The 26,238-nt window shown below is 48.6% G+C and carries 25 protein-coding genes; 12 read left to right on the forward strand and 13 right to left on the reverse strand.

Annotated features, from left to right (window positions below; genetic code table 11):
* The first annotated feature begins 92 nt into the window (after positions 1-92).
* On the forward strand, positions 93-1,007 hold the full coding sequence (locus tag N3Z11_RS03715) for a hydrogen peroxide-inducible genes activator (RefSeq protein WP_260655791.1): 915 nt from the start codon (positions 93-95) through the stop codon (positions 1,005-1,007).
* A 77-nt stretch (positions 1,008-1,084) separates the two neighbouring features.
* Here the strand turns inward: N3Z11_RS03715 and N3Z11_RS03720 are convergent, their stop codons facing one another.
* Positions 1,085-1,309: a hypothetical protein gene (locus N3Z11_RS03720; protein WP_260655792.1), complete on the reverse strand. Its 225-nt coding sequence runs from the start codon at positions 1,307-1,309 to the stop codon at positions 1,085-1,087.
* Positions 1,310-1,538: 229 nt separating this feature from the next.
* Between N3Z11_RS03720 and queA the strand changes: the two genes are divergently transcribed.
* From queA to N3Z11_RS03765, 9 genes are all read left to right on the forward strand, one after another.
* On the forward strand, positions 1,539-2,573 hold the full coding sequence (gene queA / locus N3Z11_RS03725) for a tRNA preQ1(34) S-adenosylmethionine ribosyltransferase-isomerase QueA (protein ID WP_260655793.1): 1,035 nt from the start codon (positions 1,539-1,541) through the stop codon (positions 2,571-2,573).
* A gap of 133 nt (positions 2,574-2,706) precedes the next feature.
* The gene (tgt, locus tag N3Z11_RS03730; protein ID WP_260655794.1) at positions 2,707-3,855 is read left to right on the forward strand and encodes a tRNA guanosine(34) transglycosylase Tgt; all 1,149 of its coding nucleotides are present in this window, start codon (positions 2,707-2,709) and stop codon (positions 3,853-3,855) included.
* A gap of 32 nt (positions 3,856-3,887) precedes the next feature.
* Positions 3,888-4,226 (forward strand): preprotein translocase subunit YajC, encoded by a 339-nt coding sequence (gene yajC / locus N3Z11_RS03735; protein ID WP_260655795.1) that lies wholly within the window; start codon positions 3,888-3,890, stop codon positions 4,224-4,226.
* 30 nt (positions 4,227-4,256) lie between these two features.
* Positions 4,257-6,107, forward strand: a complete 1,851-nt coding sequence (gene secD, locus N3Z11_RS03740) for a protein translocase subunit SecD (RefSeq protein WP_260655796.1) — start codon at positions 4,257-4,259, stop codon at positions 6,105-6,107.
* 10 nt (positions 6,108-6,117) lie between these two features.
* Positions 6,118-7,059 (forward strand): protein translocase subunit SecF, encoded by a 942-nt coding sequence (gene secF / locus N3Z11_RS03745; protein ID WP_260655797.1) that lies wholly within the window; start codon positions 6,118-6,120, stop codon positions 7,057-7,059.
* A gap of 52 nt (positions 7,060-7,111) precedes the next feature.
* Positions 7,112-7,486 carry a rhodanese-like domain-containing protein gene (locus tag N3Z11_RS03750; RefSeq protein WP_260655798.1) on the forward strand — a complete coding sequence of 125 codons (375 nt, stop codon included), beginning with the start codon at positions 7,112-7,114 and terminating at the stop codon, positions 7,484-7,486.
* 234 nt (positions 7,487-7,720) lie between these two features.
* Positions 7,721-8,134, forward strand: a complete 414-nt coding sequence (locus N3Z11_RS03755) for a phosphate ABC transporter substrate-binding protein (RefSeq protein WP_260655799.1) — start codon at positions 7,721-7,723, stop codon at positions 8,132-8,134.
* A gap of 27 nt (positions 8,135-8,161) precedes the next feature.
* On the forward strand, positions 8,162-9,406 hold the full coding sequence (locus tag N3Z11_RS03760) for a hypothetical protein (RefSeq protein WP_260655800.1): 1,245 nt from the start codon (positions 8,162-8,164) through the stop codon (positions 9,404-9,406).
* Positions 9,407-9,600: 194 nt separating this feature from the next.
* Positions 9,601-10,023 (forward strand): Hsp20/alpha crystallin family protein, encoded by a 423-nt coding sequence (locus N3Z11_RS03765; protein ID WP_260655801.1) that lies wholly within the window; start codon positions 9,601-9,603, stop codon positions 10,021-10,023.
* 71 nt (positions 10,024-10,094) lie between these two features.
* Here the strand turns inward: N3Z11_RS03765 and suhB are convergent, their stop codons facing one another.
* The gene (gene suhB, locus N3Z11_RS03770) at positions 10,095-10,898 is read right to left on the reverse strand and encodes an inositol-1-monophosphatase (RefSeq protein ID WP_260655802.1); all 804 of its coding nucleotides are present in this window, start codon (positions 10,896-10,898) and stop codon (positions 10,095-10,097) included.
* Positions 10,899-11,363: 465 nt separating this feature from the next.
* Here suhB and N3Z11_RS03775 point away from each other — a divergent pair, with 465 nt between their 5' ends.
* Complete coding sequence (locus N3Z11_RS03775; RefSeq protein WP_260655803.1) at positions 11,364-13,109, forward strand: potassium/proton antiporter; 1,746 nt, start codon at positions 11,364-11,366, stop codon at positions 13,107-13,109.
* A 17-nt stretch (positions 13,110-13,126) separates the two neighbouring features.
* Here N3Z11_RS03775 and N3Z11_RS03780 read toward each other — a convergent pair whose 3' ends face one another.
* The 7 genes from N3Z11_RS03780 to prmA form a co-directional block, all read right to left on the reverse strand.
* Positions 13,127-13,552: a hypothetical protein gene (locus tag N3Z11_RS03780; protein WP_260655804.1), complete on the reverse strand. Its 426-nt coding sequence runs from the start codon at positions 13,550-13,552 to the stop codon at positions 13,127-13,129.
* 63 nt (positions 13,553-13,615) lie between these two features.
* Positions 13,616-13,951, reverse strand: a complete 336-nt coding sequence (locus N3Z11_RS03785; protein ID WP_260655805.1) for a DUF4144 domain-containing protein — start codon at positions 13,949-13,951, stop codon at positions 13,616-13,618.
* Positions 13,952-14,084: 133 nt separating this feature from the next.
* The gene (purH, locus tag N3Z11_RS03790) at positions 14,085-15,671 is read right to left on the reverse strand and encodes a bifunctional phosphoribosylaminoimidazolecarboxamide formyltransferase/IMP cyclohydrolase (RefSeq protein WP_260655806.1); all 1,587 of its coding nucleotides are present in this window, start codon (positions 15,669-15,671) and stop codon (positions 14,085-14,087) included.
* A 229-nt stretch (positions 15,672-15,900) separates the two neighbouring features.
* Positions 15,901-16,191, reverse strand: a complete 291-nt coding sequence (fis, locus tag N3Z11_RS03795; RefSeq protein ID WP_008897208.1) for a DNA-binding transcriptional regulator Fis — start codon at positions 16,189-16,191, stop codon at positions 15,901-15,903.
* On the reverse strand, positions 16,184-17,179 hold the full coding sequence (gene dusB / locus N3Z11_RS03800) for a tRNA dihydrouridine synthase DusB (protein WP_260655807.1): 996 nt from the start codon (positions 17,177-17,179) through the stop codon (positions 16,184-16,186). The genes fis and dusB overlap by 8 nt, the downstream gene beginning before the upstream one ends.
* 369 nt (positions 17,180-17,548) lie before the next feature.
* Positions 17,549-18,817, reverse strand: a complete 1,269-nt coding sequence (locus N3Z11_RS03805) for a hypothetical protein (RefSeq protein WP_260655808.1) — start codon at positions 18,815-18,817, stop codon at positions 17,549-17,551.
* A gap of 426 nt (positions 18,818-19,243) precedes the next feature.
* Complete coding sequence (gene prmA / locus N3Z11_RS03810) at positions 19,244-20,128, reverse strand: 50S ribosomal protein L11 methyltransferase (protein ID WP_260655809.1); 885 nt, start codon at positions 20,126-20,128, stop codon at positions 19,244-19,246.
* Positions 20,129-20,423: 295 nt separating this feature from the next.
* On the opposite strand from prmA, the gene N3Z11_RS03815 reads away from it, so the two are divergent.
* On the forward strand, positions 20,424-21,455 hold the full coding sequence (locus tag N3Z11_RS03815) for a glycosyltransferase (RefSeq protein WP_260655810.1): 1,032 nt from the start codon (positions 20,424-20,426) through the stop codon (positions 21,453-21,455).
* A 143-nt stretch (positions 21,456-21,598) separates the two neighbouring features.
* Here N3Z11_RS03815 and accC read toward each other — a convergent pair whose 3' ends face one another.
* The 4 genes from accC to N3Z11_RS03835 all read right to left on the reverse strand — a co-directional run bounded on the left by accC (position 21,599) and on the right by N3Z11_RS03835 (position 25,989).
* Positions 21,599-22,942 (reverse strand): acetyl-CoA carboxylase biotin carboxylase subunit, encoded by a 1,344-nt coding sequence (gene accC / locus N3Z11_RS03820; RefSeq protein ID WP_260655811.1) that lies wholly within the window; start codon positions 22,940-22,942, stop codon positions 21,599-21,601.
* Positions 22,943-22,958: 16 nt separating this feature from the next.
* Positions 22,959-23,411, reverse strand: coding sequence for an acetyl-CoA carboxylase biotin carboxyl carrier protein (gene accB, locus N3Z11_RS03825; protein ID WP_260655812.1), 453 nt, complete (start codon positions 23,409-23,411; stop codon positions 22,959-22,961).
* Between the two features lie 28 nt (positions 23,412-23,439).
* Positions 23,440-23,901: a type II 3-dehydroquinate dehydratase gene (gene aroQ / locus N3Z11_RS03830; RefSeq protein ID WP_260655813.1), complete on the reverse strand. Its 462-nt coding sequence runs from the start codon at positions 23,899-23,901 to the stop codon at positions 23,440-23,442.
* A 264-nt stretch (positions 23,902-24,165) separates the two neighbouring features.
* On the reverse strand, positions 24,166-25,989 hold the full coding sequence (locus tag N3Z11_RS03835) for a protein-disulfide reductase DsbD (protein ID WP_260655814.1): 1,824 nt from the start codon (positions 25,987-25,989) through the stop codon (positions 24,166-24,168).
* Positions 25,990-26,238 lie beyond the last annotated feature (249 nt).

Genomic DNA, 26,238 nt, shown 5'->3' on the forward strand with positions numbered 1-26,238 from the left:
CCTGAACTTTCACTTGCTGCCACTGCGCTTATCCACTAGCATCAATTCATCGTAATTACAGGTAAAAATCTTTCTTTTTAACGGATTTAATGATGAAACGATTACCCAGTATTAAACAACTGCAATACCTGCTGGCTTTACATGAACATCAGCATTTTGGTCGTGCTGCCGACGCCTGTTATATCGGGCAATCTACCTTAAGTGCGGCCATTGCCAATCTGGAAGAGACCATGAATGCGCAGTTGCTGGAGCGCGACCATAAAACCTTTATTTTTACCCCTTTGGGTGAAGATGTGGTGCGCCAGGCGCGTTATATCATTGAGCAGTGTGAAGAGCTGACTGATTTTGCCCGTCACCAGGGCAAGCCGATGACAGGCCCGTTCCGTTTGGGTTGTATCCCAACCATTGCGCCTTTTGTATTAAGTGAAGTGATGGCCTTGTGCCGTGAGCGTTATCCGGAATTACAGCTGCTACTGCGTGAAGACACCTCAGATAATTCGCTGCATGCTCTGGCTGAAGGCCGGCTGGATATGGTGCTGTTGGCGTTGCCTTATGAAACCGGCGCCTTGCACACCGAAGTGCTGGCACAGGATGCATTTAAGCTGGTGCTGCACAAAGACTGGCTGGACAGAGGTTTTCAGAACGATATCAGCCAATGGCCGGATGAAAGTATTTTTTTACTGGAACGGGAACATTGCCTGACCAATCATGCGGTGAAAGCCTGTGAGCTGGAAGACTCACGCAAAGTGAATCCATTTTTTGCCACCAGCCTGCATACCTTAACCCAGATGGTAAACAACAAACTGGGCGTGACCTTTATGCCACAAATGGCCATTAACAGCGGTTTGCTGGACGGTACCGAACTGGTCAGTCAAAGCCCGGCAACAGCTGGCGCTTACCGTGATATTGGCGTGGCCTGGCGGCCAACGTCCACCAAGGCACGCAGTTACCGCATGATGGCGGAGCTTATTGCAGAAGTACTGCAAAAAAAATGTGCTGTGCGTTAAATCAGGCGACTGAAACTCTGTCTATAACAACAAAAACCAGCACAATGATGCTGGTTTTTGCTTAAAAGGGCAGAGCTTCAGGGGCGTTGCCGGTGTTTACTAAAGTACACCTGATGCAGATGGGCGTTTTTGTCAGGCAGCAAATACAACAATAACAATGAAAAAAAGTTCAGCAGCGGGACCAGGCCAAGTAAGGCAAAGAGCCAGGGCGGGTAACCTTTTTCCAGTGCCAGCTGATGGCAATACCAGCTTAAAATTAACAAACTGCAGCCAAATAACCACAGCGTAAACCAAAGTTCCATTTATGCTCCTTATTTCGGCGTCCTGCCGGATTTTTCACTGCCGCAATTATAGTCAGGCTTTATCTGTGCGAAAAATAAAAATAACAAAAATTAATCATTTAGCTATTTATCTTGATGTTGCACCTGATTTTGCAACAGCTTGTTGTGGTACTGCTGGTTTGAGTTCAGCGGCAAAGCTCAGTACAATGGCGCCCCTTTTTTTAGTTTGTCAGTAAAGCGGACTAACCCCATGTTAAGAACAGATTTTAGTTTTGAGCTGCCCGAGCAGCTAATCGCCCGTTTCCCGCAACCTGAACGTTCGGCCAGCCGGCTGCTGCGTTTAAACAGACAGAGCGGAGAATTATCCCACCATAAATTCAGCGATATCCTTGATGCCATTGCGCCTGGTGATTTGCTGGTGTTTAACAACACCAGAGTGATCCCGGCGCGGCTGTTTGGCCAGAAAGCTTCAGGCGGTAAAGTGGAAGTGCTGGTAGAGCGACTGCTGGACGAACAGCGTTTTTTAGCCCATGTCCGTGCCAGTAAAGCGCCAAAACCCGGCACTATGTTGCTGCTGGAAAATGATGCCGAAGTGGAAATGCTGCAGCGTCAGGGCGAGTTGTTTGAGCTCAGAGTCACAGGCAGTGAGCCTGTACTTGCCATGCTGGAGCGGCTGGGCCATATGCCACTGCCACCTTATATCGACAGACCGGACAGCGCCGCCGACCGTGAGCGTTATCAGACGGTGTATAACCAAAAGCCGGGAGCTGTTGCTGCACCCACTGCAGGGCTGCATTTTGATGAGCCGTTGTTAGCTGCACTCAAGGCTAAAGGTGTTGAGTTTGCTTTTGTCACGCTGCACGTTGGCGCTGGCACCTTTCAGCCGGTGCGGGTGGACAATGTGCTTGAACATCAGATGCATGCTGAATATATCGAAGTACCGGACGAGGTGGTTGCTGCAGTGAAAGCCTGTAAAGCGCGGGGCAATAAAGTGATTGCTGTTGGCACTACTTCAGTGCGGTCGCTGGAGTCGGCGGCACAAATTGCCAAAAATAACGGCAAAGAGCTGGAAGCCTACAGTGGTGATACCCGGATCTTTATTTACCCTGGTTATCAGTTTGCCGTGGTGGATGGCTTGATCACCAATTTCCACTTGCCAGAATCTACGCTCATTATGCTGGTATCTGCGTTCAGCTCCCGCGAATTTGTGATGAATGCCTATCAAACAGCGATTAAAGAGCAGTATCGTTTTTATTCTTATGGCGATGCCATGCTCATTCTCTGAATCCTGCTGCTGACTCTGCTTTTGCTGCGGCGCAAAAGGCCGTGACAAGGGTAGGGTTCGGCATTTCTTTCTGCTACAATCGGGCGGTTTTTTGACAAGCGCTGGACTGTTTTTCCGGCCAAACGAGGTTATTGTGAAATTTGAATTATTAACCACCGACGGCAAAGCCCGTCGTGGCCGTATGGTATTTGACCGCGGCGTTGTGGAAACCCCGGCCTTTATGCCGGTGGGAACTTACGGCACTGTGAAGGGCATGACGCCGGAAGAGCTCGAAGCAACAGGCGCGCAAATTTGTTTGGGCAATACTTTCCACCTGATGCTGCGCCCTGGCACTGAAATTATTAAAAAACACGGTGACCTGCATGATTTTATGCAGTGGCAAAAACCTATTCTGACCGACTCCGGTGGTTTTCAGGTGTTTAGCCTGGGTGAACTGCGCAAAATTAAAGAAGAGGGCGTGACTTTCCGCTCTCCGCTCAACGGTGAAAAAATCTTTTTAACACCGGAAAAATCCATGGAAGTGCAGGCTGCCCTTGGCTCTGACATAGTCATGATTTTTGACGAGTGTACGCCTTATCCAGCCACTGAAAAACAAGCGAAAAAGTCGATGGAAATGAGCCTGCGCTGGGCCAAACGTTCCAAAGAAGCCCATGGTGACAATCCCTCAGCACTCTTTGGCATTATTCAGGGTGGTATGTATCCGAATCTGCGTGATGTGTCGTTGCAGGGACTGGAAGAGATTGGTTTTGACGGTTATGCCATTGGCGGTTTGTCGGTGGGTGAACCTAAACATGAAATGATCAAAATTCTCAATCACACCACAGACCAAATGCCGGCGCATAAACCGCGTTACCTGATGGGCGTGGGTAAACCTGAAGACTTAGTCGAAGGTGTGCGCCGTGGTATTGATATGTTTGACTGTGTGATGCCAACCCGTAATGCCCGCAACGGTCATTTGTTTGTGCAAACTGGTGTAGTGAAAATCCGCAACGCCAAATACAAAGACGATGTAACGCCACTGGACGCAGAATGTGACTGTTACACTTGTAAAAATTACACTCGGTCATATTTACATCATCTGGATCGTTGCAACGAAATCCTCGGTGCACGGCTCAATACCATCCACAACCTGCGGCATTACCAAATTCTGATGCAAGGTTTACGGGATGCAATAGCTGCAGGTAAGCTGGATGCCTTTGTGGCCGACTTTTACCAAAAGCGCGGGCAGGATGTACCGGCACTTGATGTGCTGCCACCTTTGCCAGCAACAGTACAAGCATAAAAATCTGAGTTTTTTAAATTAAGGGGACAACCATGAGTTTATTTATTTCTAACGCTTACGCCCAAACTGCACCGGCAGGCCAGCCAGGTGGCGGTTTAGACATGATCATTATGCTGGTGGCATTTGGTTTAATTTTTTATTTCCTGATTTACCGTCCGCAAGCCAAGCGTTTAAAAGAGCACAAAAACCTGATGGCTGCGCTGGCCAAAGGGGACGAAGTGCTGACCGGTGGTGGTTTAGTGGGCCGCATCAGCAAAATTGCTGACGACAAAGATTTTGTCATTATCGCCCTGAACGACACCACTGAAGTGACTGTACAAAAAGGCGCTATTTCTGCGGTGTTGCCAAAAGGCACGCTGAAGTCGCTGTAACAGCTGCTCTTTTTTCACAAGGAATTACCCGTGTTAAACCAGAATTCTATCTGGCGGTATCTGACGGTTGTGGTTGTGCTGGCGGTCGCTTTGATCTACGCACTTCCGAATATTTACCCGAATGATCCGTCGTTACAAATCAGCGGTACCCGCGGCGCCGAAGTGAGCGCAGAAAAAGTGGCTGTGCTTGAACAGGCGCTGACAAAAGAAAACATCAGTTTTAAAAGTGTGGTGTTAAATAAAGGCCAGATTTTAGCCCGTTTTAACAATACCGAAGACCAGCTGAAAGCCCGTGAAGTTGTTGCGGCTGCATTGGGTGACGAAGTGGTGAGCGCACTGAATATGGCGCCGGCCACACCAGCCTGGCTGGATGCCATAGGGGCAGCCCCGATGAAACTGGGTCTGGACTTACGCGGTGGTGTGCACTTTCTGATGGAAGTGGATATGAAAACGGCGATGGATAAAAACGTCAACGATTTAGTGCAGATTTACCGCACCGACTTGCGTGAAGCCAAAGTGCGTTACCGTTCAGTGACCCCTGATCTGCTGAATCAGCGGGTGGTGCTGGCGTTCAGAACTGCTGAAGATGTGGCGGCAGCCAAAGCTGTGTTGTCGAAAAAAGATGCTGACATGGTATACACCGAAGCAGATGACAACAGTCTGGTGGTGACATTCAGCGAAGCACGTCTCAAAGCCTTACGCGAAGACGCAGTTGCACAGAACATCACTATTATCCGCAACAGGGTCAATGCAATTGGTGTTGCTGAGCCTTTGGTGCAGCGTCAGGGCGCTGAACGTATTGTGGTACAGTTGCCTGGTATTCAGGACACTGCACGCGCCAAAGAAATTTTAGGGGCAACAGCCACACTGGAATTCCGTCTGGTCGATGAAACTGCCGATGTGCAAAGTGCACTGGCAGGTCGGGTACCGCCTAGCTCACAGTTATTTAATGACCGAAATGGCAACCCTGTGGTGCTGCAAAAACGCATCATGCTGACCGGTAACCATATCGTGGGTGCCAACACTAGTTTTGACGAAAATGGCCGGCCTCAGGTGAATATCGACCTGGATGCCAAAGGTGGTTCGACTTTCTCTAATCTGACCAAAGATGCCATTGGCAAGGCGATGGCCACTGTTTTTATCGAGTACAAACCAACAGATAAAAAAGATTCCAACGGCAAAACCATTATGGAGAAAAAAGAAGAAGTGGTGAGTGTGGCCACTATTCAGGCGCGCCTCGGCCGCAGTTTCCGTATTACTGGTTTGGATGCACCGGGTGAAGCTCAAAACCTGGCGGTGTTATTGCGCGCCGGTGCTTTGATTGCCCCTATTCTGATTGTGGAAGAACGCACCGTAGGTCCAAGCTTAGGTCAGGAAAACATTGACTTAGGTATGAATGCCATTATTTGGGGCATGCTGTCTGTGTTGTTCTTTATGGTAATTTATTACAAGTGGTTTGGTCTGGTTGCCAATATTGCGTTAACCGCCAACTTAGTGTTGCTGATCGGTGTAATGTCGATGATCCCGGGCGCCACTTTAACCTTGCCTGGTATGGCCGGTATTGTACTCACCGTTGGTATGGCTGTTGACGCCAACGTACTTATTTTTGAGCGGATCCGCGAAGAGTTAGCCGAAGGCCGTTCAGCAGCACATGCCATTCATGAAGGTTATAACCGTGCTTTTGCCACTATTGCCGACTCCAACATCACCACTTTACTGGTGGCCTTGATCCTGTTTGGTATTGGTACTGGTCCGGTGAAAGGTTTTGCCGTAACTCTGGCACTGGGTATTATCACCTCAATTTTCACTGCTGTAGTGGTGAGCCGGTTAATTGTCAATATGATCTGGGGCCAGCGTCGCGGCACCAGTCTGCCGGTTTAAGGAGTCAGCGATGAGACTATTTAATTTTAAAACCGCGCTGAACTTTATGAAGTTAAAGTGGCCTGCGTTAGTGTTTTCAACCTTTCTGGTGCTTGGCTCTTTAGTGAGCTTGTTCACCCAAGGCTTAAACCTGGGGTTGGACTTTACCGGTGGTACTGTGATTGAAGTAAAGTTTGATCAGGCCGCCGATTTAAATAAAGTGCGTACCGCGCTTGGCACCAGTGGTTTTGCTGATGCCCAGGTGCAGTATTTTGGTACCAGTCAGGAAGTGATGATCCGCATTGCACCGCGTGAAGGCGTGGAGCAAAAGGCCATTGGTGAGCAAATTCTGACCGCTATTAATACAGTTGCTGAAACACCGGTGACAGTGCGTAAAGTGGATATCGTTGGCTCTTCAGTCGGTGACGAACTGAAAGAGGACGGTTTTCTGGCTATTCTGGCCGCGCTGGTGGGCATTCTGATTTATGTAGCGGCGCGTTTTGAATGGCGTTATTCAGTGGGTGCTGTTGCGTCTTTACTGCATGACGTGATCATTACCCTGGGCCTGTTTTCCGTATTCCAGCTGGAATTCGACCTGACGGTACTGGCGGCGATTCTGGCGCTGATTGGTTATTCCATTAACGATACCATCGTTGTGTTTGACCGAATTCGCGAAATGTTTCGAAAATTACGCGATGCCACTGTAGAAGAAACAGTGAACGAAGCTATTACGTCCACTTTAAGCCGTACCACCATGACCTCTTTCACCACGGCATTAACGCTGATTGTGCTGTTTTTTATGGGGGGCGCCATGATCCACGGTTTTGCCACGGCTTTGCTGTTTGGTATTGCCATTGGTACCTACTCGTCAGTTTATATCGCCAGCGCAGTTGCTGTAATTTTAGGCGCAAGCCGTGAAGACTTGCTGCCGACAGTGATTGAAAAAGAAGGTGAAGGCACCTCTGCGTTATAACAAAATAAGCCAGTCATTTGACTGGCTTTTTTTATGCTAAAAGGAATATGCGATGAGCAAACAACATAGTCCTGGTTTTCTGGCGTTGGTGAACGCCGCCAAAAGCCGTGTTCAGGAAATTACCATTGAAGAATTTTTGCAACACCAGAAGCCCTGTGTGCTGATCGATGTGCGCGAAGACCGCGAGTGGCAGGCCGGGCATTTGCCACAGGCCATGCATCTTGGCAAAGGTATTATCGAACGTGATATCGAGCAGGTAGTGCAGGACAAACAGCAAACCATGGTGCTGTATTGTGGTGGCGGTTACCGCTCTGCTTTGGCCGCAGATGCACTGCTGCAAATGGGATATCAGCATGTGCTGAGCCTGGCCGGCGGATACAGTGCCTGGGTGGCTCAGGGTTTAACACTGGAAAAACCCGCCAATTAATGCCCCCTGGTCAGCGGCCTGCTGACCTTGCGTTTTTGCTATCTCTGACAAGGCACAGGTTGGGCTCAGACCTGGCTTGTGTTTTGTTGGCCATCATTTTTCTACACTGGTCGTTCGGTAACACCGGGCGGAGCGGCAGTATTCTGGTAATTCAGCCGATAGCGGCTAGACTTGGCTTTATCAAAGGAATGAATCACTCTCGAAGGATGTTTTAATCCAGGTTCAGAGGTTCATATGCAGAAAAAAGCCTTATGTTTTATGTTGTTGTTTCCTTTTATTTCTGCCCATGCGCTGGCAGATATAGCTCTGATCGTTCACCCCAGTAACGCCGCGACAGTGACAGACTCGGATATCAAAGCGCTGTTTCTTGGCAAACAACGTAGTTTTAGCGACGGTAAACAAGCTATTCCGCTGGTGGTGGTTGAATCCGAAGCCAGCAGATCTGAATTTAACACTAAAGTGCTGAGTAAAACCGATGCTCAGCTCAAAGCCTATTGGTCAAAACTGACCTTTACCGGCAAAGGTACGCCACCCCGTGAAGTCAGCAGCGACGAAATGATTCAGCTGGTGTCTGATAATCCCGCCACTATAGGTTTTGTCGACGCCAGCAAAGTTACTGCTGCAGTCAAAGTTGTTGCTACCTATTAGTTGCTACTTACTTAGCGAGGAACTGTTATGAAAACATGGCTTGGTGCTGTGCTGGTGCTGCTTTGCACCACGGGAGCTGCAGTTGCTGATATTCAGTGGAGCGGTTATGGCTCGCTGGTTGTTGGCAAAACCATAGGAGGCGACCCGGATCCAACAGGTGAAGTCGAATTCCCGGTGGATTTTTATGATTATGCCTTTTACCAGAACGAATGGTCGATGGAACCTGAGTCGATGATAGCGCTGCAAGCGCGCATGGATGTGATGGAAAATCTGACTTTTACCGCCCAACTGGTGGCTAAAGGGGCTGATGATTTTTCACCGGACATCGACTGGCTTTATGCGACCTACCGTTTTTCCGATGATTTATACCTGATGCTCGGCCGGCGTAATTTACCGATGTATTATTTTTCCGAGTATATGGAAGTGGGCTTTGCTTACCCCTGGGTGCGTCCACCAGCCAATTTATACTGGTGGGAAATTACCCAGTTTAACGGTGCCACGCTGGTGAAAGACTTTATGGTACAAGACTGGAATTTCAGCCTGAGCGGTTTTGTTGGCCATGAAACCCAGAAAAACATCAAATCCCATGATTTCTGGCGCAACAGGGGCGGTTATTATTTTCCGCCTGAAGGCACCTATATTGCCGGTACCGCTGATGTGACCTGGAGTAAAATTATGGGCGCCAATCTGGCAGCCAGTAATGACTGGATCGATTTGCGTTTATCCTATTTCCGTACCTTTTACGAAACCTTCGCCGACGTGATGTTCTTTGACGAACTTGATCTTGATGGTGACGGTGTTACTGATCAGGTTGTGGAAAGGCGCACAAATCCGGATGGCACGCCAATCCGTTCAGGAGCATCGCCGTTAACTGAGTTTGACCTCGACTTTTTTGGCGCCAGCGGTTCCTTTAACTTTACTCATGTCACGCTGTTGTTTGATTATAACTACGTGATGTATGACGACGGTTATGGCTCGCGTTTTCCAACTTACCTGCTGACGGCCATTTACAACCATGATGTGTGGCAACCTTATATTGGCATGTCACAGGCGCTGTTAAAAATCACTGAGGATTATCAGGGCTTTGGTACAGGAGAGGCGGAGGAGCATCGGATGGTTACAGTCGGGCTTAAATATAACTTCCACCCCAATGCCAGTTTAAAAGTGCAGTACGACGACTTCCAGGACAATGGCGACCGTCTGCCCTGGTACGACTTTAGTTATCACAATGACGCCAGGCTGTTTAGTGTCGCCCTGGATTTTGTGTTCTGATAAAAGCGGTTGCCGGCACTTTGCTGCCGGCAACTTTATGACCCGCCGCTGTGAACTGCTCTGCATCCTGCTTAAACATCTGACTAAAAAACAACCAAAAATTTGATCTGCATTAAAGCTGCGGTTTTTCGCTTGGCTACACTTTTTTTGTTGTAAGTCACCATGCTGAAATTCAGTTGAAAAAGGAGCAACTTATGAGCCTGATCCCGCGTAATTTTCACGATCTTGATTCGCTGTTTGATAACTTTTTCGCGCCAACGGCCTGGAAATCTGAGCAAAATCAGTTCTTTGCGCCCAAGGTAGATATTAAGGACAACAAAGACCATTACCTGATCAGCGCTGAGCTGCCGGGTGTAAAAAAAGAAGATATTCATATCAGCCTGCAGCAGGGCGTGCTGACGCTAGAAGCAGAAGTAAAGCAGGAAGATAAAGAAGAAAAAGATGGCAAAATTATCCGGCAGGAGCGCCGTTATGGCCGTATTCAGCGCAGTTTTACTGTGGGCAATACGGTGCATGAGTCAGATATCAGCGCCAGTTTTACCGACGGTATTTTGTCGATTAAAGCACCGAAAAAAGCTGAGCCCGAGCAGCAAAGCCGCAAGATCCAGATCAGTTAAAACTTGCAACCAGCAAAGAGCTGCAACAAAAAGCCCCGCAACAGCGGGGCTTTTGTTTTAAAAACAGACTGTTATTTCATTAAAGAATCAGTCAGATGCGGGCGCATGCCTTTGAGCATAGCGGCCAGTACCTTGGGGTTACCTGCAACAATGTTGCCGCTTTTCATCTGGTTATTGCCACCAACAAAATCGCTGACCAGACCACCGGCTTCACGCACCAGTAATTCGCCTGCAGCTGTGTCCCATGGTTTTAACCCAATTTCCCAGAAACCGTCTAAACGACCCGCAGCCACATAAGCTAAATCCAGAGCGGCTGAGCCGGTACGACGTACGTCTGCTGCTGTGGTAAAAAAGGTTTTAAAGGTTTCGGTATAAGCGTCTAAATGATGTTTATGTTTAAACGGAAAACCAGTGGCCAGAATAGTGCCGCCTAAATCAGTGGCATTGCTGACACGGATCCGACGACCATTGAGCTGAGCACCGGCACCACGGCTGGCGGTAAATACTTCACCGCGCAACGGGTCGAAAATAACGGCCTGTTCCAGTTTGCCGCGGTAACGCAAAGCAATGGAAACAGCAAAATGTGGGATGCCTTTGATAAAGTTGGCGGTACCATCGAGCGGGTCGATGATCCATTGGTAATCACTATTGTTGTTGCTGTATTCACCACCTTCTTCCGCGATGATATCGTGGTCAGGGTAGGATTTACGCAAAATCTGCACTATGGCCTGTTCGGCTTCTTTATCTACGTTGGTGACAAAGTCATTGGTACCTTTTTGGGTGGTCTGAACCATGTCCAGTTGACCACAGGCCCGGGCGATAATATTGCCTGCGCTACGCGCAGCACGAACAGCGATGTTTAACATCGGGTGCATAGGATTACCTTATTGTATAAAGAACAGTCAAAAGAGCGGCGCGTATTATATCGGCTCAGATGTAAAAGTACAGCTGAATTTTGTCTGTTCAGTGTCTGGTTCCTGAGTTTCGTTTGCTGTTTTTTGTGTTGTAGTCATCAGCGGCAAATGCAGACAATTACTGCGGTACAGCAGTGGTCACAGCTGACTGTTCTTTGGCAATTTTCTGCAATCGAAACAGTTAATTGAGGAATATTGGAAATTGGTGCAAATAAGCACTGTAAAGCCAGATTCACTTTAGATTAAGTTGATTTTTGTATGATGTTTTTATTAATTCTTTCATATCTTGCATTTTCTAAAGTGTTGTTTTTAAATGTAAATATTAATTTTATTTGCTATTTAATGGTTTTTAATTGAATTTGACGTTATTCGTTATTATTTTAGTGCTAAAGCTAGATTCACCCTGTTTGTGGCCGGAGGTTTGTATTGGATGCAGTTACCATCAATCAGATGTTGCTGATTGGCGCAATTCTGGTCGCGGCCAGTATTATGGTGAGTTCGGTGGCCAGCAAAATTGGCGTGCCTATTCTGGTGATTTTTTTATCGGTGGGCATGATAGCCGGTGTCGACGGCCCTGGCGGCATTAAATTTGATGATTACAGCCTGGCCTATCTGGTGAGTAACCTGGCGTTGGCGGTGATTTTGCTTGACGGTGGTATGCGGACCAATGCGCGCAGTTTCCGGGTGGCGCTTTGGCCATCTTTGTCGCTGGCAACCGTTGGGGTGGTGCTCACCGCAGGATTAACAGGTATTGCCGCGGCCTGGTTATTTAATTTAGAACTGCTCGAGGGACTGCTGATTGGAGCCATCGTCGGTTCTACCGACGCTGCCGTGGTATTTAACCTGTTAAACGGCAAAGGTCTAAACGAACGGGTTGGTGCAACTCTTGAAATTGAATCGGGCAGTAATGACCCGATGGCGATGTTTTTAACTGTGACGCTGATTGCGATGCTGGTCAGCGGTCAAACCAGCTTTGAATGGACAGTGCTGGTGAGTCTGGTACAGCAGTTTGGCCTTGGTATTTTATTGGGGCTGGCCGGTGGCTGGTTGTTGTTAAATCTGATTAACCGCATGCATATAGCCGATGGGTTATATCCGCTTTTAGCCGTTAGCGGCGGTATTATTTTGTATGCCTTATCCGGTGCCATTGGCGGCAGCGGTATTCTTACTGTGTATGTCTGTGGTTTGGTGCTTGGCAATAAACCTATCCGCAACAGGCACGGAATTCTGCATATGTTCGACGGTTTGGCCTGGCTTAGTCAGATTGGTATGTTCCTGGTACTGGGTTTATTGCTGACACCCAGTGAGTTATTGCCTATTGCAGTGCCTGCTTTGCTGTTGTCGCTTTGGATGATTTTATTCGCCAGACCACTCTCGGTGTTTATCGGTTTATTACCGTTTCGCGGTTTTAGCTTTAAAGAACGTAGTTTTATTTCCTGGGTTGGTTTGCGGGGGGCGGTACCGGTGATCTTAGCGGTATTTCCGCTGATGGCAGGTTTGCCCAACGCCCAGCTGTTTTTTAATGTGGCATTTTTTATTGTGTTAGTGTCGTTATTGCTGCAGGGCACAACATTGGGTTTTGCTGCGCGCAAAGCCAAAGTGGTGGTACCGGCTATGCCAACACCGATTTACCGTGCCGGTATCGAAATTGAGCTGGCCAGTCAGTGGGAGTTGTTTGTGTATCAACTGAATGCGGAAAAATGGTGTATCGGCCATGAGCTGCGCAGTTTAAATATGCCGGACAACACCCGTATTGTGGCGTTGTTTCGTGACAATGTGCTGTTGCACCCGTCGGGCAGCTCAAAACTGATGGCCGGTGATGTGCTTTGTATTATTGGGCATGATGCCGATTTAGCTGTGCTTGGGCGTATGTTCAGTGAAACACCACAACGCAACTTTGACTTTGAGTTTTTTGGCGACTTTATGCTGGATGGTTCGGCCAGGCTGGAAGATTTAGCCATGTTCTACAGCCTGGATTTGAGTGAGTGTGGTGACTGTGTGCTGCTCAACGAATTTATCGCCCGCAAACACGGCGGTAAGCTGGTGGTCGGTGATACTGTGAACTGGTCTGGTATGCTCTGGACAGTGGCTGAGTTGCAGGGGGCTGAGATCAGTCGGATTGGTGTTAAAGCACTGCCTGAACCTGCAAATAAACAGCTCACTGTGGCCTGAGCGTCACAGCCTTCTGTTTAATTTTTGCCATAAAGCTGCTGGCGTTTGACCATTACCCAGCAGCAAAAAGGTGGCAATAACACAAATTTTGCCGTGTCTAATACACCTGACCACCATAAACCGGACTGCAGATAGTCTGGCTGCCAGAAGGGCGGGGTCATAAAAAGCAGCGGCAGCAAGGTTGCACAAAAACTTAAACTGAGCCAATGTGGCCGGAAAAAACGCTGAATAAACCAGGCAGTCATCAGAGCTGCCAATAACACACCAAAGCCCTGAGCCAGATGCATCCAGACCAATAAACCGTCGGTTGAGGCAAAAATACCCACGGGCCACCAATCTGGTCTTTTGGCTGCAACTGTATGACCCACAGTGAACATCAGCAGCAACTGATAAAAAGTTGTAAGGCCAAGTACAATCAGCAGATAGCATAACTTTTGTTTCATGATGTTCCCTTATCAAACAGGCCTGGTTTGTTGCCATCAGAGGGTAAGACGGTGTTGTTCAGGTCAATGCTCCCGGGCCAGCAACAGCAAGGCTGAGCGAATATCCGGTGCCTGTATTTTTACCACACAACTTTGCGCCAACGCGAAAAAATGTTGTTGGATCAAACTGATAACCTCTGGTAACTCAAGTCGCTCGGCACTGGCATAAAGCTGATGCGCTGCATCCAGCCGGTACACCTGGCCCAAACAATCAATCAAACGATCTGCATGAGGTAACAGATGGTGGCCTTGTTGCAGCAGCTGCTCCAGCATTTGCGGGTTGATAATCAGTTCAGCTTCCTGTTGCCCCTGATAACTCAGTAGCAGTGGAAACTCTGGCTTTAAGCCTGATTGTGACATCTTTTGCTCCTGAGTTTATGGTTGTAACTGGGCGCATCACAGCGTTTTGGCCAGCCACCAGCCTTGCATTGTAACCACAGAACAAGGCAAAAAAAACGGCAGCCAGAGCTGCCGTTTTGTCGTCATTCAGCGATTAATGACGGAAATGACGTACGCCGGTAAACACCATGGCAATATCATGCTCGTCAGCAGCGGCAATCACTTCAGCGTCGCGCATAGAACCACCAGGCTGAATCACGGCTTTAATGCCGGCAGCAGCGGCTGCGTCTATACCGTCGCGGAACGGGAAAAACGCATCAGAAGCCATCACTGAACCTTTCACTTCCAGGTTTTCGTCGGCGGCTTTAATACCGGCGATTTTCGCGCTGTACACGCGGCTCATCTGGCCGGCGCCCACACCAATGGTCATCGAATCTTTGGCATACACAATAGCGTTGGATTTAACGTACTTGGCTACTTTCCAGCAGAACAATAAATCACGCAGTTCATCGGCTGTTGGCTGACGCTTGGATACGACTTTTAAGTCGTCCAAAGTCACCATTTTCTGGTCACGGTCTTGTACCAGCACGCCACCATTGACCCGTTTAATATCAAAACCTGTAGTTTTAGCAGACCACTCACCGCATACCAATAAACGCACATTTGGTTTTTTCGAAATGACTTCAGCAGCTTCACTGGTTGCTGTTGGCGCAATAATGACTTCAACAAACTGACGGCTGACAATAGCTTCAGCGGTCACTGCATCTAACTCACGGTTAAAGGCAATAATACCGCCAAAGGCTGAGGTTGGGTCTGTCTGGTAAGCGCGGTTGTAAGCGGCCAGGATGTTATCGCCAATAGCCACACCACAAGGGTTGGCGTGTTTAACAATAACACAGGCAGGTTCAGCGAATTCTTTGACACACTCAAGGGCAGCGTCTGTGTCCGCGATATTGTTGTACGACAGCTCTTTGCCTTGCAGCTGCGTGGCGCTGGCAACAGATGCTTCCAGAATATTGTGCTCTACATAAAAAGCCGCTTGCTGATGGCTGTTTTCGCCATAACGTAAGTCCTGCTTTTTGACAAACTGGCTGTTAAAAGTACGAGGGAATTTGCTTGGTTGAGCATCTACCGTTTCATAGGCCGGCAGCATGGCGCCAAAATAGTTGGCAATCATACCGTCGTACTGCGCTGTGTGTTCAAAAGCGCTAATCGCCAGGCTAAAACGGGTAGCGTGAGTGGTGGCGCCATTATTGGCCGCCATTTCAGCGAGCACTTTATCGTAGTCCGCTGCGTTTACCACAATAGTCACATCAGCATGGTTTTTGGCCGCGGCACGCACCATAGTCGGGCCGCCGATGTCGATATTTTCTACCGCGTCTTCCAGGGCGCAACCTGCTTTGGCTACAGTGCTGGCAAATGGATACAGATTTACCACCACCAAATCAATGGCGTTGATATTGTTGGCCGCCATCACAGCTTCGTCCTGGCCGCGACGCGCTAAGATACCGCCATGCACTTTAGGGTGCAGGGTTTTGACACGGCCATCCATAATTTCCGGATGACCTGTGTAGTCAGAGACTTCAATTACAGGAATGTTTTGTTCGGCCAGTAATTTGGCAGTACCACCGGTAGATAACAGTTCCACACCTTGCGCCGCTAAAGCGCGGGCAAATTCAACAATGCCAGTTTTGTCAGAAACACTCAGAAGTGCACGACGGATTGGACGAGCTGAGGTCATATCGGTTCTCTCTTTAGTATCTTCGCTAAACAAGGGATAAAAAATTCTGCTCTGTGAGCTGTTCTGACTTTTCTGATTTTCGAAATGCTTTATTGGCAACAAGCATAACCGGAAAATCAAGCCATAAGGTCAGAACCTTGTTTGTGGGGCCGGTGCAGCAATTTGCCGGGCGCCAGAAACAAAAAAGCACCCGAAGGTGCTTTCTGGCGGGACTCCTCCCGCGGGGGCATTAACTCATGCCGTATTGTTTCAGCTTCTTGCGCAGCGTGCCGCGGTTGATGCCCATCAGATTGGCGGCGCGGGTCTGATTACCGCGGGTATATTTCATTACTTCTTCCAGTAATGGTTTTTCCAGTTCCGACAACACCAGTTCGTACAGGTCGTTGACGTCCTGACCGTTTAACTGTTGCAGGTAGTTCGCCACCGCTTTTTGTACCGCATTACTTAAAGGCTGCGGTTTTTCCTGAGTCTGTACATGGGCGTTGGTGATAAATGGCGAAGTCACGTTTTGATTAAACATTACCAGGTCTCTTTACGTTAGTTGCTGCTAGTTGTTCGAAATAGGTCCACAGAGCATCAAGCTGCGGTTGTTGCTGCTCGATGCCATTAAATTCACTGCGAAACGCGCCCTCGGCATCATGTTCAGCCAGATACCACCCCACATGTTTGCGGGCGATACGCGGGCCAAGCACTTCACCATACAGCTGGTGTAAGCCTTTGACGTGTTCCAGCATAATATCCCTGACTTGCTGCAAGTCGGGCGCTGCCAACAATTCCCCTGTGGTCAGGTAATGAACCACTTCCCGAAAAATCCAGGGCCGGCCCTGTGCTGCCCGCCCAATCATGATGGCGTCAGCACCGGTGTAATCCAGCACAAACCTGGCTTTTTGCGGCGAGGTGATGTCACCATTGGCGATCACCGGGATCGACACTGCCTGTTTAATAGCGCGGATGGTGTCGTACTCCGCTTCTCCTTTATACATACAGGCTTTGGTTCGGCCATGAACCGCCAGACATTGAATGCCGTTATCTTCCGCTATCCGTGCGATATGCACGCCATTGCGGTTATCGGTGTCCCAGCCTGTTCTGATTTTCAGCGTGACCGGAACTGATACAGCCTTGACCACGGCCTGAACAATTTTTTCAACCAGATCCGGGTACTGTAACAGTGCCGAACCCGCCAGTTTTTTGTTCACTTTTTTCGCCGGACATCCCATATTGATGTCGATGATTTGGGCGCCGTGCTCAACATTAAACACTGCAGCTTCTGCCATCTGATCCGGATCACTACCGGCAATTTGTACTGAACGAATGCCAGACTCATCACCATGTGTCATCCGATTTAGCGATTTTTCGCTTTGCCACACCAAAGGATTGCTCGACATCATTTCTGATACAGCTAAACCTGCACCAAAACGACGGCAAAGCTCACGAAAAGTGTAATCCGTGACTCCGGCCATCGGAGCACAAATAACATTGTTCGATAATTGGTATGGACCGATGCGCACCGCTATATCCCTAGGCTCTACCCCGAAGGGGCGCTAAGTTTACGGATTTTTGCCAACAAAGCAAAGGCTATTATTTAAACAAAAATGCAAATTTATTGGCCTTTGGCGGGTTGACAATCGCTAAACGGCTGAAAATTAGACTCAACAAAATCAGGAACACAGCAAAACTGGCCTTAATAAAATCAGATAATTGTATTGCTGTTGTTTTTTGCAGCAGTGATTTTACCTTTGCATTTGCACAGTGCGGCGCTTGGCTGCCACAGCTTGTTAAAAAGGAGCACCTGCAAGCAGGTGCTCAAGTCATCTCCCAGGAACATGAGTGATGAAAATGGTGCGCCCTGCTGCTGTGTCGGGCAGGGCAACCTGGTGTTAAGGGGCAGGGTGACGGATGCCAAGCCAGGTCATTTTGGCCGGGGTTACCTCAAGCGGGTGTTTGCTGACTGCCAGACTGGTTAAATCAAGCTGCAACAGCTGTTTATTGACCGGATCAGTAATAAAAATATCGTCATTCTGCCCATTGACGGCAATCACCGGCGGGTTGCTGCTGTCGATATTACCCAGCAATGCCAGTTTGGCCTTGACGCTATAACCTGTGGCTACTTGCTGAATAGTGATAGCACCACTGTTGTCGAGCTGTACAAAATAGTCGCCGTCGGACGACATGGCGTAACTGACCCTGGTTTGGCTGCCACCCTGGCGCCAGTCCAGTTTTTGCATGGTGAGGCTCACCGGATCGATCAGATACATGTCCTGTCCGGCAAAACCAATCACCTGTGTCAGATTTTTATGACCGGTCAGGGTACCGATGCGACCTGTCATGCCTGCAGGATTGGCCAGTTTTACCGCACTGAGTTCATCGGCTTTTTGTTGCACAACCAGCACTCCGTCGATACAACCAAACAGGCTGTAGTCTTTTACCGAATAACTGCCATGCAGTCCGGGGCATTGTTCGCTAAACCGTTCTTTGAGCTTAAAACTGCTGCCTTCCTGCTGATACCATTCCACCTGGGTCGGTAAGGTATTGGCTGCGTCGGCTGGCCGGTAAGTGGTTAACAAATGCGAACCCCTTGGTTCAGCGGTGCCATGCATATTCAGTGGCAGTGTCAGACTGGCACTGGTTTTAGCAGCTGTAATGTCAGCATCGGTCAGAATAGTGACGCCGGCAGCTTGCATAGGGGCTGCGGCACCATCAAAAAAGATGGCGGCCTGATTACCATGCACTTCATAGTGGGTGGGGGCTACGCCTTTGAGCACAAAGCTGCTTAACGCCGGGGCTTGCTGATAATCGTGCAGATGGTCGCCGTGATCTTCCTGATATAAACCACTGTCGATAAAGCTGATCTGATGGTCGTTCCGCTGTAGCAACAGGGCATAACGCTGGTTCGGGCTGGCATAAATGCTGTGCACCGGTTTTTTGCTGTCAAAGGAAGTCAGCATTTTTTTATGGTTAATATCATAAACATAAACCAGGTTGTTGCCGCTGCTACTAAGCACCAACAGCCCCTGACTATCTATTTTATGTTTTGGATGTTCGGATTGTACTTTACCTTCATTGCTGTGGGTTGAAGAGTCACAACCGAAAAGGCCAAGCAGCATCACAGTGGCAAGGGTTGCAGGCTGAAAAATAACTTTGGACACAATTCATCTCCCTGATTAAAGAGATGTTATATTATAACATTATTGCGTTGCTGAATATTGTTTTAAAAGCAAAAATGCGCAGCTGGGCGCAAATCAACCTCGACCGCTTTTGTTTTGGTTGTTGTTTTCGTTGTCTTGCTGCTTGGTAATAGTGGAATTGACACTGTCTGATACAACGGCAATTCAAGCTAAAGATTGGTTGTGTAGTCTGTGCTGGCTTGCTCTGACACAGTAAGAGTGACGCTGATGTATCAAAGTGGAGTTGTTGTGGCTAAAGAGCGATGTCTGATAAATCAACTGGAAGCATACACAACAGCGGCGTGGACTCTGATAATAGCCGCCAATAATCTGAACAGTGACGCAGTTGTGTAGTAGAGAAGGAGGCGTCACACCTCCTTTTAGCGGATAACTGGTTAAAGTGTTTTGTTAAGCCAGCTTTTTACGTGCACTTAACCGCACCCATTCTTCTTTGACGGCCACAGGGTCAAAATCAAATTCTGCGGCATAAGCATCCATCACACTTTGCGCCTGGCTTTCCAGAATGCCGGACAATGCCAATAAACCACCGGGCTTCACATAAGCGCTGATAATGCCGGACAGCTCAGCCAAAGGGCCTGCCAGAATGTTGGCCACCACCACATCCACTTCAAGTTTGGGCTGATCTTTGGGTAAATAGAGTTCAATCTGGCCGGCTACATTATTACGGGCGGCGTTTGCGGCGCTGGCTTCAATGGCCTGCGGGTCAATATCGACACCCACCACACGTTTGGCGCCAAGTTTGAGTGCGGCAATACCCAGAATGCCGGAGCCACAGCCAAAATCCACCACAGTTGCTTCAGTGAGATCCTGTGCGTCTAACCACTCCATACAAAGTGCGGTGGTGGGGTGGGTACCGGTACCAAAAGCAAGGCCAGGGTCTAGCATCACGTTCACAGCTGTCGGGTCTGGGATATCACGCCAGCTTGGACACACCCACAAGCGTTTGCCAAATTGAATGGGGTGGAAGTTGTCCATCCATTCGCGTTCCCAGTCTTTGTCTTCGAGCTGTTCAAGTTTGTACTGCACGCCGTTTTTAAACAGGCTGACCTGCTCTAACTGTTTGATCACTTTATCCATTTTGTGTTCGGCATCAAACAGGCCCACCACCACAGTATTGGCCCAATAAATCACTTCACCAGGCAGTGGCTCGTAAATCGGGGTGTCTTTGGCATCGACAAAACTAACGGCCTGAGCGCCCCAGCTCATCAGCATATCGCTGACAGTTTCGGCGTGTTTTTCAGTGGTATTTACCCGCAGTTGGATCCAGGGCATGGTGATTTCCGTTTGGTGCTGAATATAAAAGAGCGGCAGTTTAGCAGTTTTCTCTGCGCAAGGCAGCGTTTGAGCGGCCTTTGCCTGATTTTTGCCTTTAGCCACAGCAAAAAAAGGCGGGGGGGATCGCGGTAAAATAAAGTGCAGCAGCAAAAGTGAAGTGTGGATAGCTGACAAAACCCCGGGTGAAAACGACTGATTTTTTGGCGATTTTGCAAAACAGCAGACGGCATCTGCAACAGATTTTGTTAGACTGCCGCCACAGTATTGTTGCCTTGGTTTTTACAGGTTATTTATGAAAATTGTTCACATTATTCTGACGCATAGTTTTGCCGGCAGTGAACGTTATGCCGTTGAGCTTGCCAATACCCAGGCAGAGCAACAGCATCAGGTCACGGTGATTTTGCATAAAAGGGGTTGTGAACAAAGAGCCAATACCATCCGGCACCGGCTCAGTGACAAAGTGCAGGTTAAGGTGGTCGACGGTTGGAAATTTTTTGCCATCTGGCAAGCACGTAAAATTATCCGCGCGTTAAAACCCGATGTAGCCCATGCTCATTTAAGTGCAGGTTGCCGTGTATTACAAGGGCTCAAAGGCTTATGCCTGAGGGTGGCAACCTTACATATTTGCTATAAAAAACAGCAGCATGCCAAACTTGATGCCTTAATTGCCATAGCACCATGGCAGCTGGACGCTATCCCAGAGCCGCTTAAGGAACACAGCATTCAGCTGGATAACTGGACCAATACCAATCTCAAAGCGCCGGGCAGCAAAGCAGAATTACGTCAAAAACTGGGGCTTTCGGAAAACGAGCTTATTTTTGGCACTTTAGGCCGGGTGGAACGAACCAAAGGCCATGACGTGCTGGTGCAGGCATTTTTAAAAGCCAATATTCCTAATGCCCGTTTAGTGATAGTGGGGGATGGCAAAGCCATGCCGGAGCTGAAAAAACTGGTCGATGACGAGCATGCCAATAACAAAGTGCTGCTGCCTGGTTTTTCCACCACGCCACAACAATGGCTCTATAGTTTTGACGTTTTTGTCAGCAGTGCCAGATACGAGCCTTTTGGTCTGGTGTTTTTAGAAGCCATGCAGGCTGGTTTGCCCGTGCTGGCAACTCAATCACAAGGCGCACAATATTTGCAGCCATTATTTGGCCGTGATTTAGTGCCGGTAGATGATGCGGATGCATTGGCAAACGCCATGCTTAAACTTTGCGGTGAACTGCCGCAGCACATCAGTTACCCAATGCAGCGTTTTGATATTCAGGCGCGGGTGCAGGATGTGGTTGATTTTTATCAGCAGGAGCTGTTGAAGTTAAATTAGCGGTGTTGTGGTGGCTGGTGCCAGTAAACAAAGGCAGTTATAACTTTGCTGAGCCTTCATGGTTCTAATATTCAGCGCCACAGACCACAACTAAAAACAAAAAAGGCTCCCGCAGGAGCCTTTTGCATCTAACAGCAGTGCTGTTATTTCATACCCAGTTTATGTTCCAGGTAATGAATATTGGTGCCGCCTTTATTAAAGTTGGCGTCCGACATAATTTCTTTATGCAGGTCGATATTGGTTTTAATACCACCTACTAACAGCTCAGACAGCGCGTTACGCATCCGGGCAATAGCAATGTCACGGCTTTCACCATAAGTGATCAGTTTGCCAACCATTGAATCGTAGTTTGGCGGTACTGTGTAATCGGCATAAATATGCGAATCCCAACGCACACCATTACCACCTGGCGGGTGGAAACGGGTGATGGTGCCTGGCGACGGAATAAAGGTTTTTGGATCTTCAGCGTTAATACGGCATTCCACGGCATGGCCACGAATGACGATATCAGACTGCTTAATGGACAGCGGCATACCAGATGCAATACGCAGCTGCTCTTTAATTAAATCCACACCTGTGATCATTTCAGTCACCGGGTGTTCTACCTGAATACGGGTGTTCATTTCGATAAAAAAGAATTCGCCGTTTTCAAACAGGAATTCAAAAGTACCGGCACCACGGTAGTTCAGATCGATACAAGCCTGTACACAACGGCCACCGATAAAGTCGCGTTGTTCCTGGGTAATGCCAGGTGCCGGCGCTTCTTCCACTACTTTCTGGTGACGACGTTGCATAGAACAGTCGCGCTCACCTAAGTGAATGGCTTTGCCCTGACCATCGGCCAATACCTGAATTTCGATATGACGTGGGTTTTCCAGGAATTTCTCCATGTAAACCATGTCATTACCAAAAGCGGCTTTGGCTTCGGCTTTGGTCATTTCAATAGAAGACACCAGCTCGTCTTCGCTACGCACCACACGCATACCACGACCACCACCACCACCGGCGGCTTTCACAATAATTGGGTAGCCAATACGTTTGGCAATGGCTTTGTTGGTATCAGCGTCGTCGCCCACTGCGCCGTCAGAGCCTGGTACACAAGGTACACCGGCTTTTTTCATCGCTTCAATGGCGGAAACTTTATCACCCATCAGGCTGATAGATTCAGGACGTGGGCCGATAAATACCAAGCCACTTTCTTCCACTTGCTGCGCAAAATCAGCACGTTCAGCTAAAAAGCCGTAACCCGGGTGAATGGCCTGGGCATTGGTGACTTCAGCAGCGGCAATCAGCGCCGGAATATTTAAATAACTTTGTGGAGATGGCGCCGGACCAATACAAATGGTCTCGTCGGCCAACAGCACATGTTTGAGGTTCCGATCGACGGTGGAATGCACCGCCACGGTTTTAATACCGAGTTCTTTGCAGGCGCGTAAAATACGCAGCGCAATTTCTCCCCGGTTGGCAATCAGCACTTTTTCTAACATGGGTCGGCCTTTTGAATTATTCGATCACAAATAAAGGCTGGTCGAATTCAACCGGCTCGCCGTTTTCCACCAGAATAGCGGTGATGGTGCCTGCTTTGTCAGACTGGATTTGGTTCATCATTTTCATCGCTTCAACGATACACAGGGTATCGCCAACTTTGACAGTCTGACCCACTTCAGCAAAAGCTTTAGAAGTTGGCGAAGCGGCGCGGTAGAAAGTGCCGACCATAGGCGAGCGCATTTGATGACCTGTGATGGCAGGTGCAGCTGCAGCGGCCGGCGCTGCGGCAGCAGCAGGTGCTGCAGCTGGCGCTTGCATTGGCGCTGCCTGATATTGCATTGGAGCATAATGCTGAACCGGACCACCGCGGCTGATGCGCACTGATTCTTCGCCTTCGGTGATTTCCAGTTCGTTAATACCTGACTCTTCCAGAAGCTCAATCAGTTTTTTAATTTTTCTAATATCCATGACGATGTTGCCTGACTCTTAGTTGATATTATGGGTTGATGTTCGTGGTGGTTAAGCTCGACACTGCAGCCTCTAAGGCATAACGGTAACCGTTGGCACCAAGGCCACAGATCACCCCTTTTGCAATGTCGGATAAATAGGAGTGCCGGCGAAATGCCTCGCGGGCATGTACGTTCGACAGATGAATTTCAATAAAGGGAATGGCCACAGCCAATAAAGCGTCGCGAATCGCCACGCTGGTGTGGGTAAAAGCGCCTGGATTGATCAGAATAAAATCCTGCTTGCCAAGGCTTTGCTGAATAGCCGTCACCAGTTCATGTTCTGCGTTGGATTGCAGATGGCTCAGTTGCACATTCAGGCTGCTGGCATGGCTCGTCAGCTCGGCCACAATTTGCTCTAAAGTGGCGGCACCATAAATATGGGGTTCGCGTTGTCCCAGCATATTCAGGTTGGGGCCATTCAGAAGCAAAATACGTAAAACTGATGCCATTTGTCGCCTATTCCGTTGAAGATTCATCATCTGCTTTCATCTTGCCAAAGCTAGTCTGAAAAAGCATCTTTTTCAGCAAAAACCGGCGGGGCTGTGCAGAGTTGCCGCTTATTATAGAGAAATCGCAGCAAATGGCAGCAAAATACTGGTCTTATCAGCGGAGGGGAACTTTTTGTGATGGTGTTTGGTGCTGTTGGCAACAAGCAGGGCTCAAAGCGCGCTCTGTAGTGTTCTGGCGCTCTGTAGCCCTGTTTTTGTGCAGAATTAACCCGGATTCAGTTGTTTTAAATGGGCGGCAAATTCAGCCGGTGGCATAAAACCTGTGACCCTGGATCTGGTCAGTTCGCTGCCATTTGGCGCAAAAAACAATAAAGTCGGCAGGCCAAGCACACTAAATTTGTCCATCAGCTCCACGTCCTGCTCTGTGGCTTTGGTCACATCAATCCGCAATAAACGGATTTTGGCCATTTCTGCTTTCACGGTAGCGTCGGCAAAAGTAATGTGTTCAAACTCTTTACAGGCAACACACCATTCGGCAAATAAATCCAGCATCACATATTGGTTTTGGGCTTCGGCTTTTTTAAGTTCAGCTTCTAAATCAGCCAGAGTTTTAATATCAATAAACTGACCTGCGGCGATGTCGGCGTTATTGCTGGTAACTGCCGCAACCGGCGCTGGTGAGGGTAGCCAGAAACGCAGGTTCCACTGCGCTGTTGCCACCACCAATAAGGTTGCCAGTAGCCAGCAAAGTGCTTTACCCAGCGGTTTTTGCAGTTGTTGCTGAACTGTGTGTAAAAACAAGGCGGCGCCAATCGAGAGTAACGAAGCCAGTAAAATTAACACCGAATCCGGCAAAATACGTTCCAGTAACACCAGCGGCACTGACAATAACAGGAAACCAAAACCTGCTTTGACCACATCCATCCAGGCGCCAGGTTTAGGCAGCCATTTACCACCACTGCTGCCGATTAATAACAGCGGTAAGCCCATCCCCAGGCTCAGCACATAAAGCACCAAAGCGCCGTAGGCCATATCACCACTTTGCGCTATATAAAGCAGCACACCGGTGAGTGGTGCCGTGGTGCAGGGGGAGGCCACTAAACCAGACAGCGCGCCCATGGTTAAGGCACCTTTTAAACTGCCCCCTTGTTGTTTATTACTCAAAGCACCCACTTTTTCCTGCCAGCTGCCCGGCAGTTGCAACGTCAGCACACCAAACATCGCAAGGGCCAGCAGCACAAATAAAATGCTGATGCCAATGAGAACCGCAGGATGCTGGAAATACGCCTGAAACTTCACACCGGCACTGGCCACCACTAAACCCAGCAGCGAATAGGTAATGGCCATACCCTGCACATAAGCCATCGACAACTGAAAAGCACGGCCAGTGCTGAGCTGCTGGCCTTGTCCGGCAATAATGCTGGTGAGAATTGGGTACATAGGGAACACACAGGGTGTAAAAGCCAGGCCTAAACCAAGCAGGAAAAACAGCCCTAAAGTCCAGAGGCTGCGATCATCGTTCAGTCGTTCGGCCAGTTCCACCTGCGATGATTTGGGGGCAGATTCGGTTTCGCTTGCGGTGGTTGCTGTTTTGTTTTCTGTTTCAGTAGAGGTTGCACCTATGTCATTTAAAACTGCGGCGCTGTTATTGGCCGCTTGTGGCTGAAACAGTGGAATTTCGCGGGTTTGTACCGGATAGCATAAACCGGCTTTGGCGCAGCCCTGGTAACGCACTTTTAATACCGCGTCTTTATCGATATTCGACAAAGGCACCGACAACACCACCTGATGCAGATAAATTTCGGTTTTGCCAAAATATTCATCTTCATAAGGCATACCGGGCGGATAAGTAGGGTGAGAAAAATTCACCGCCACACCGGCCAGCTTAAACTTGTCTTTATACAGGTAATAACCATCAGCAATTTGCCAGCTGATTTTCAGCGTGTTGTCTTGCTGCACAAAATCCAGCACAAAAGCCTGGTCGACAGGTAAAAACTGGTTACCCTGTAATTTGCTTAATAAATCATTGGCTTGCAGCGAAAAACTTGCCAGGAATACCCAGAGCAAAATACCTAATTGTTTTAACATCAGTACCACATTCCTTTTTGATTGCAGGCGCCTTGGTGATAGCGGCTGATTATACGCAGCTTGTTGGCATCTGGTCTTTTTACTGCGGCTACTTGTGGCAAAAAGACCTGGCCTTAGTTTTCAAGACCGGACAAGAGCGAACTTTGTTGCAATAAGCTGAAGAAAAACTTAAGTAACTGATTGATAGCACGAATAACTTCTATCTGAAAAGCCCGGCAGACTTGCCTTTACAAAGAAATTTTTAGCAAA

Origin of the sequence: Rheinheimera sp. 4Y26, from assembly GCF_025245835.1 — a bacterium.
Lineage (GTDB): Bacteria > Pseudomonadota > Gammaproteobacteria > Enterobacterales > Alteromonadaceae > Pararheinheimera.

Excerpts from the sequence above, each read along its gene's own strand:
- fis (WP_008897208.1), bottom strand. The coding sequence starts at position 16,191 with ATGTTTAATCAAAACGTGACTTCGCCATTTATCACCAACGCCCATGTA.
- queA (WP_260655793.1), top strand. The coding sequence starts at position 1,539 with ATGTTAAGAACAGATTTTAGTTTTGAGCTGCCCGAGCAGCTAATCGCC.
- aroQ (WP_260655813.1), bottom strand. The coding sequence starts at position 23,901 with ATGGCATCAGTTTTACGTATTTTGCTTCTGAATGGCCCCAACCTGAAT.
- N3Z11_RS03750 (WP_260655798.1), top strand. The coding sequence starts at position 7,112 with ATGAGCAAACAACATAGTCCTGGTTTTCTGGCGTTGGTGAACGCCGCC.
- N3Z11_RS03760 (WP_260655800.1), top strand. The coding sequence starts at position 8,162 with ATGAAAACATGGCTTGGTGCTGTGCTGGTGCTGCTTTGCACCACGGGA.
- accB (WP_260655812.1), bottom strand. The coding sequence starts at position 23,411 with ATGGATATTAGAAAAATTAAAAAACTGATTGAGCTTCTGGAAGAGTCA.
- accC (WP_260655811.1), bottom strand. The coding sequence starts at position 22,942 with ATGTTAGAAAAAGTGCTGATTGCCAACCGGGGAGAAATTGCGCTGCGT.
- prmA (WP_260655809.1), bottom strand. The coding sequence starts at position 20,128 with ATGCCCTGGATCCAACTGCGGGTAAATACCACTGAAAAACACGCCGAA.
- N3Z11_RS03715 (WP_260655791.1), top strand. The coding sequence starts at position 93 with ATGAAACGATTACCCAGTATTAAACAACTGCAATACCTGCTGGCTTTA.
- N3Z11_RS03780 (WP_260655804.1), bottom strand. The coding sequence starts at position 13,552 with ATGAAACAAAAGTTATGCTATCTGCTGATTGTACTTGGCCTTACAACT.
- N3Z11_RS03815 (WP_260655810.1), top strand. The coding sequence starts at position 20,424 with ATGAAAATTGTTCACATTATTCTGACGCATAGTTTTGCCGGCAGTGAA.
- yajC (WP_260655795.1), top strand. The coding sequence starts at position 3,888 with ATGAGTTTATTTATTTCTAACGCTTACGCCCAAACTGCACCGGCAGGC.
- N3Z11_RS03765 (WP_260655801.1), top strand. The coding sequence starts at position 9,601 with ATGAGCCTGATCCCGCGTAATTTTCACGATCTTGATTCGCTGTTTGAT.
- suhB (WP_260655802.1), bottom strand. The coding sequence starts at position 10,898 with ATGCACCCGATGTTAAACATCGCTGTTCGTGCTGCGCGTAGCGCAGGC.
- purH (WP_260655806.1), bottom strand. The coding sequence starts at position 15,671 with ATGACCTCAGCTCGTCCAATCCGTCGTGCACTTCTGAGTGTTTCTGAC.
- N3Z11_RS03785 (WP_260655805.1), bottom strand. The coding sequence starts at position 13,951 with ATGTCACAATCAGGCTTAAAGCCAGAGTTTCCACTGCTACTGAGTTAT.
- secF (WP_260655797.1), top strand. The coding sequence starts at position 6,118 with ATGAGACTATTTAATTTTAAAACCGCGCTGAACTTTATGAAGTTAAAG.
- N3Z11_RS03755 (WP_260655799.1), top strand. The coding sequence starts at position 7,721 with ATGCAGAAAAAAGCCTTATGTTTTATGTTGTTGTTTCCTTTTATTTCT.
- N3Z11_RS03835 (WP_260655814.1), bottom strand. The coding sequence starts at position 25,989 with ATGTTAAAACAATTAGGTATTTTGCTCTGGGTATTCCTGGCAAGTTTT.
- N3Z11_RS03720 (WP_260655792.1), bottom strand. The coding sequence starts at position 1,309 with ATGGAACTTTGGTTTACGCTGTGGTTATTTGGCTGCAGTTTGTTAATT.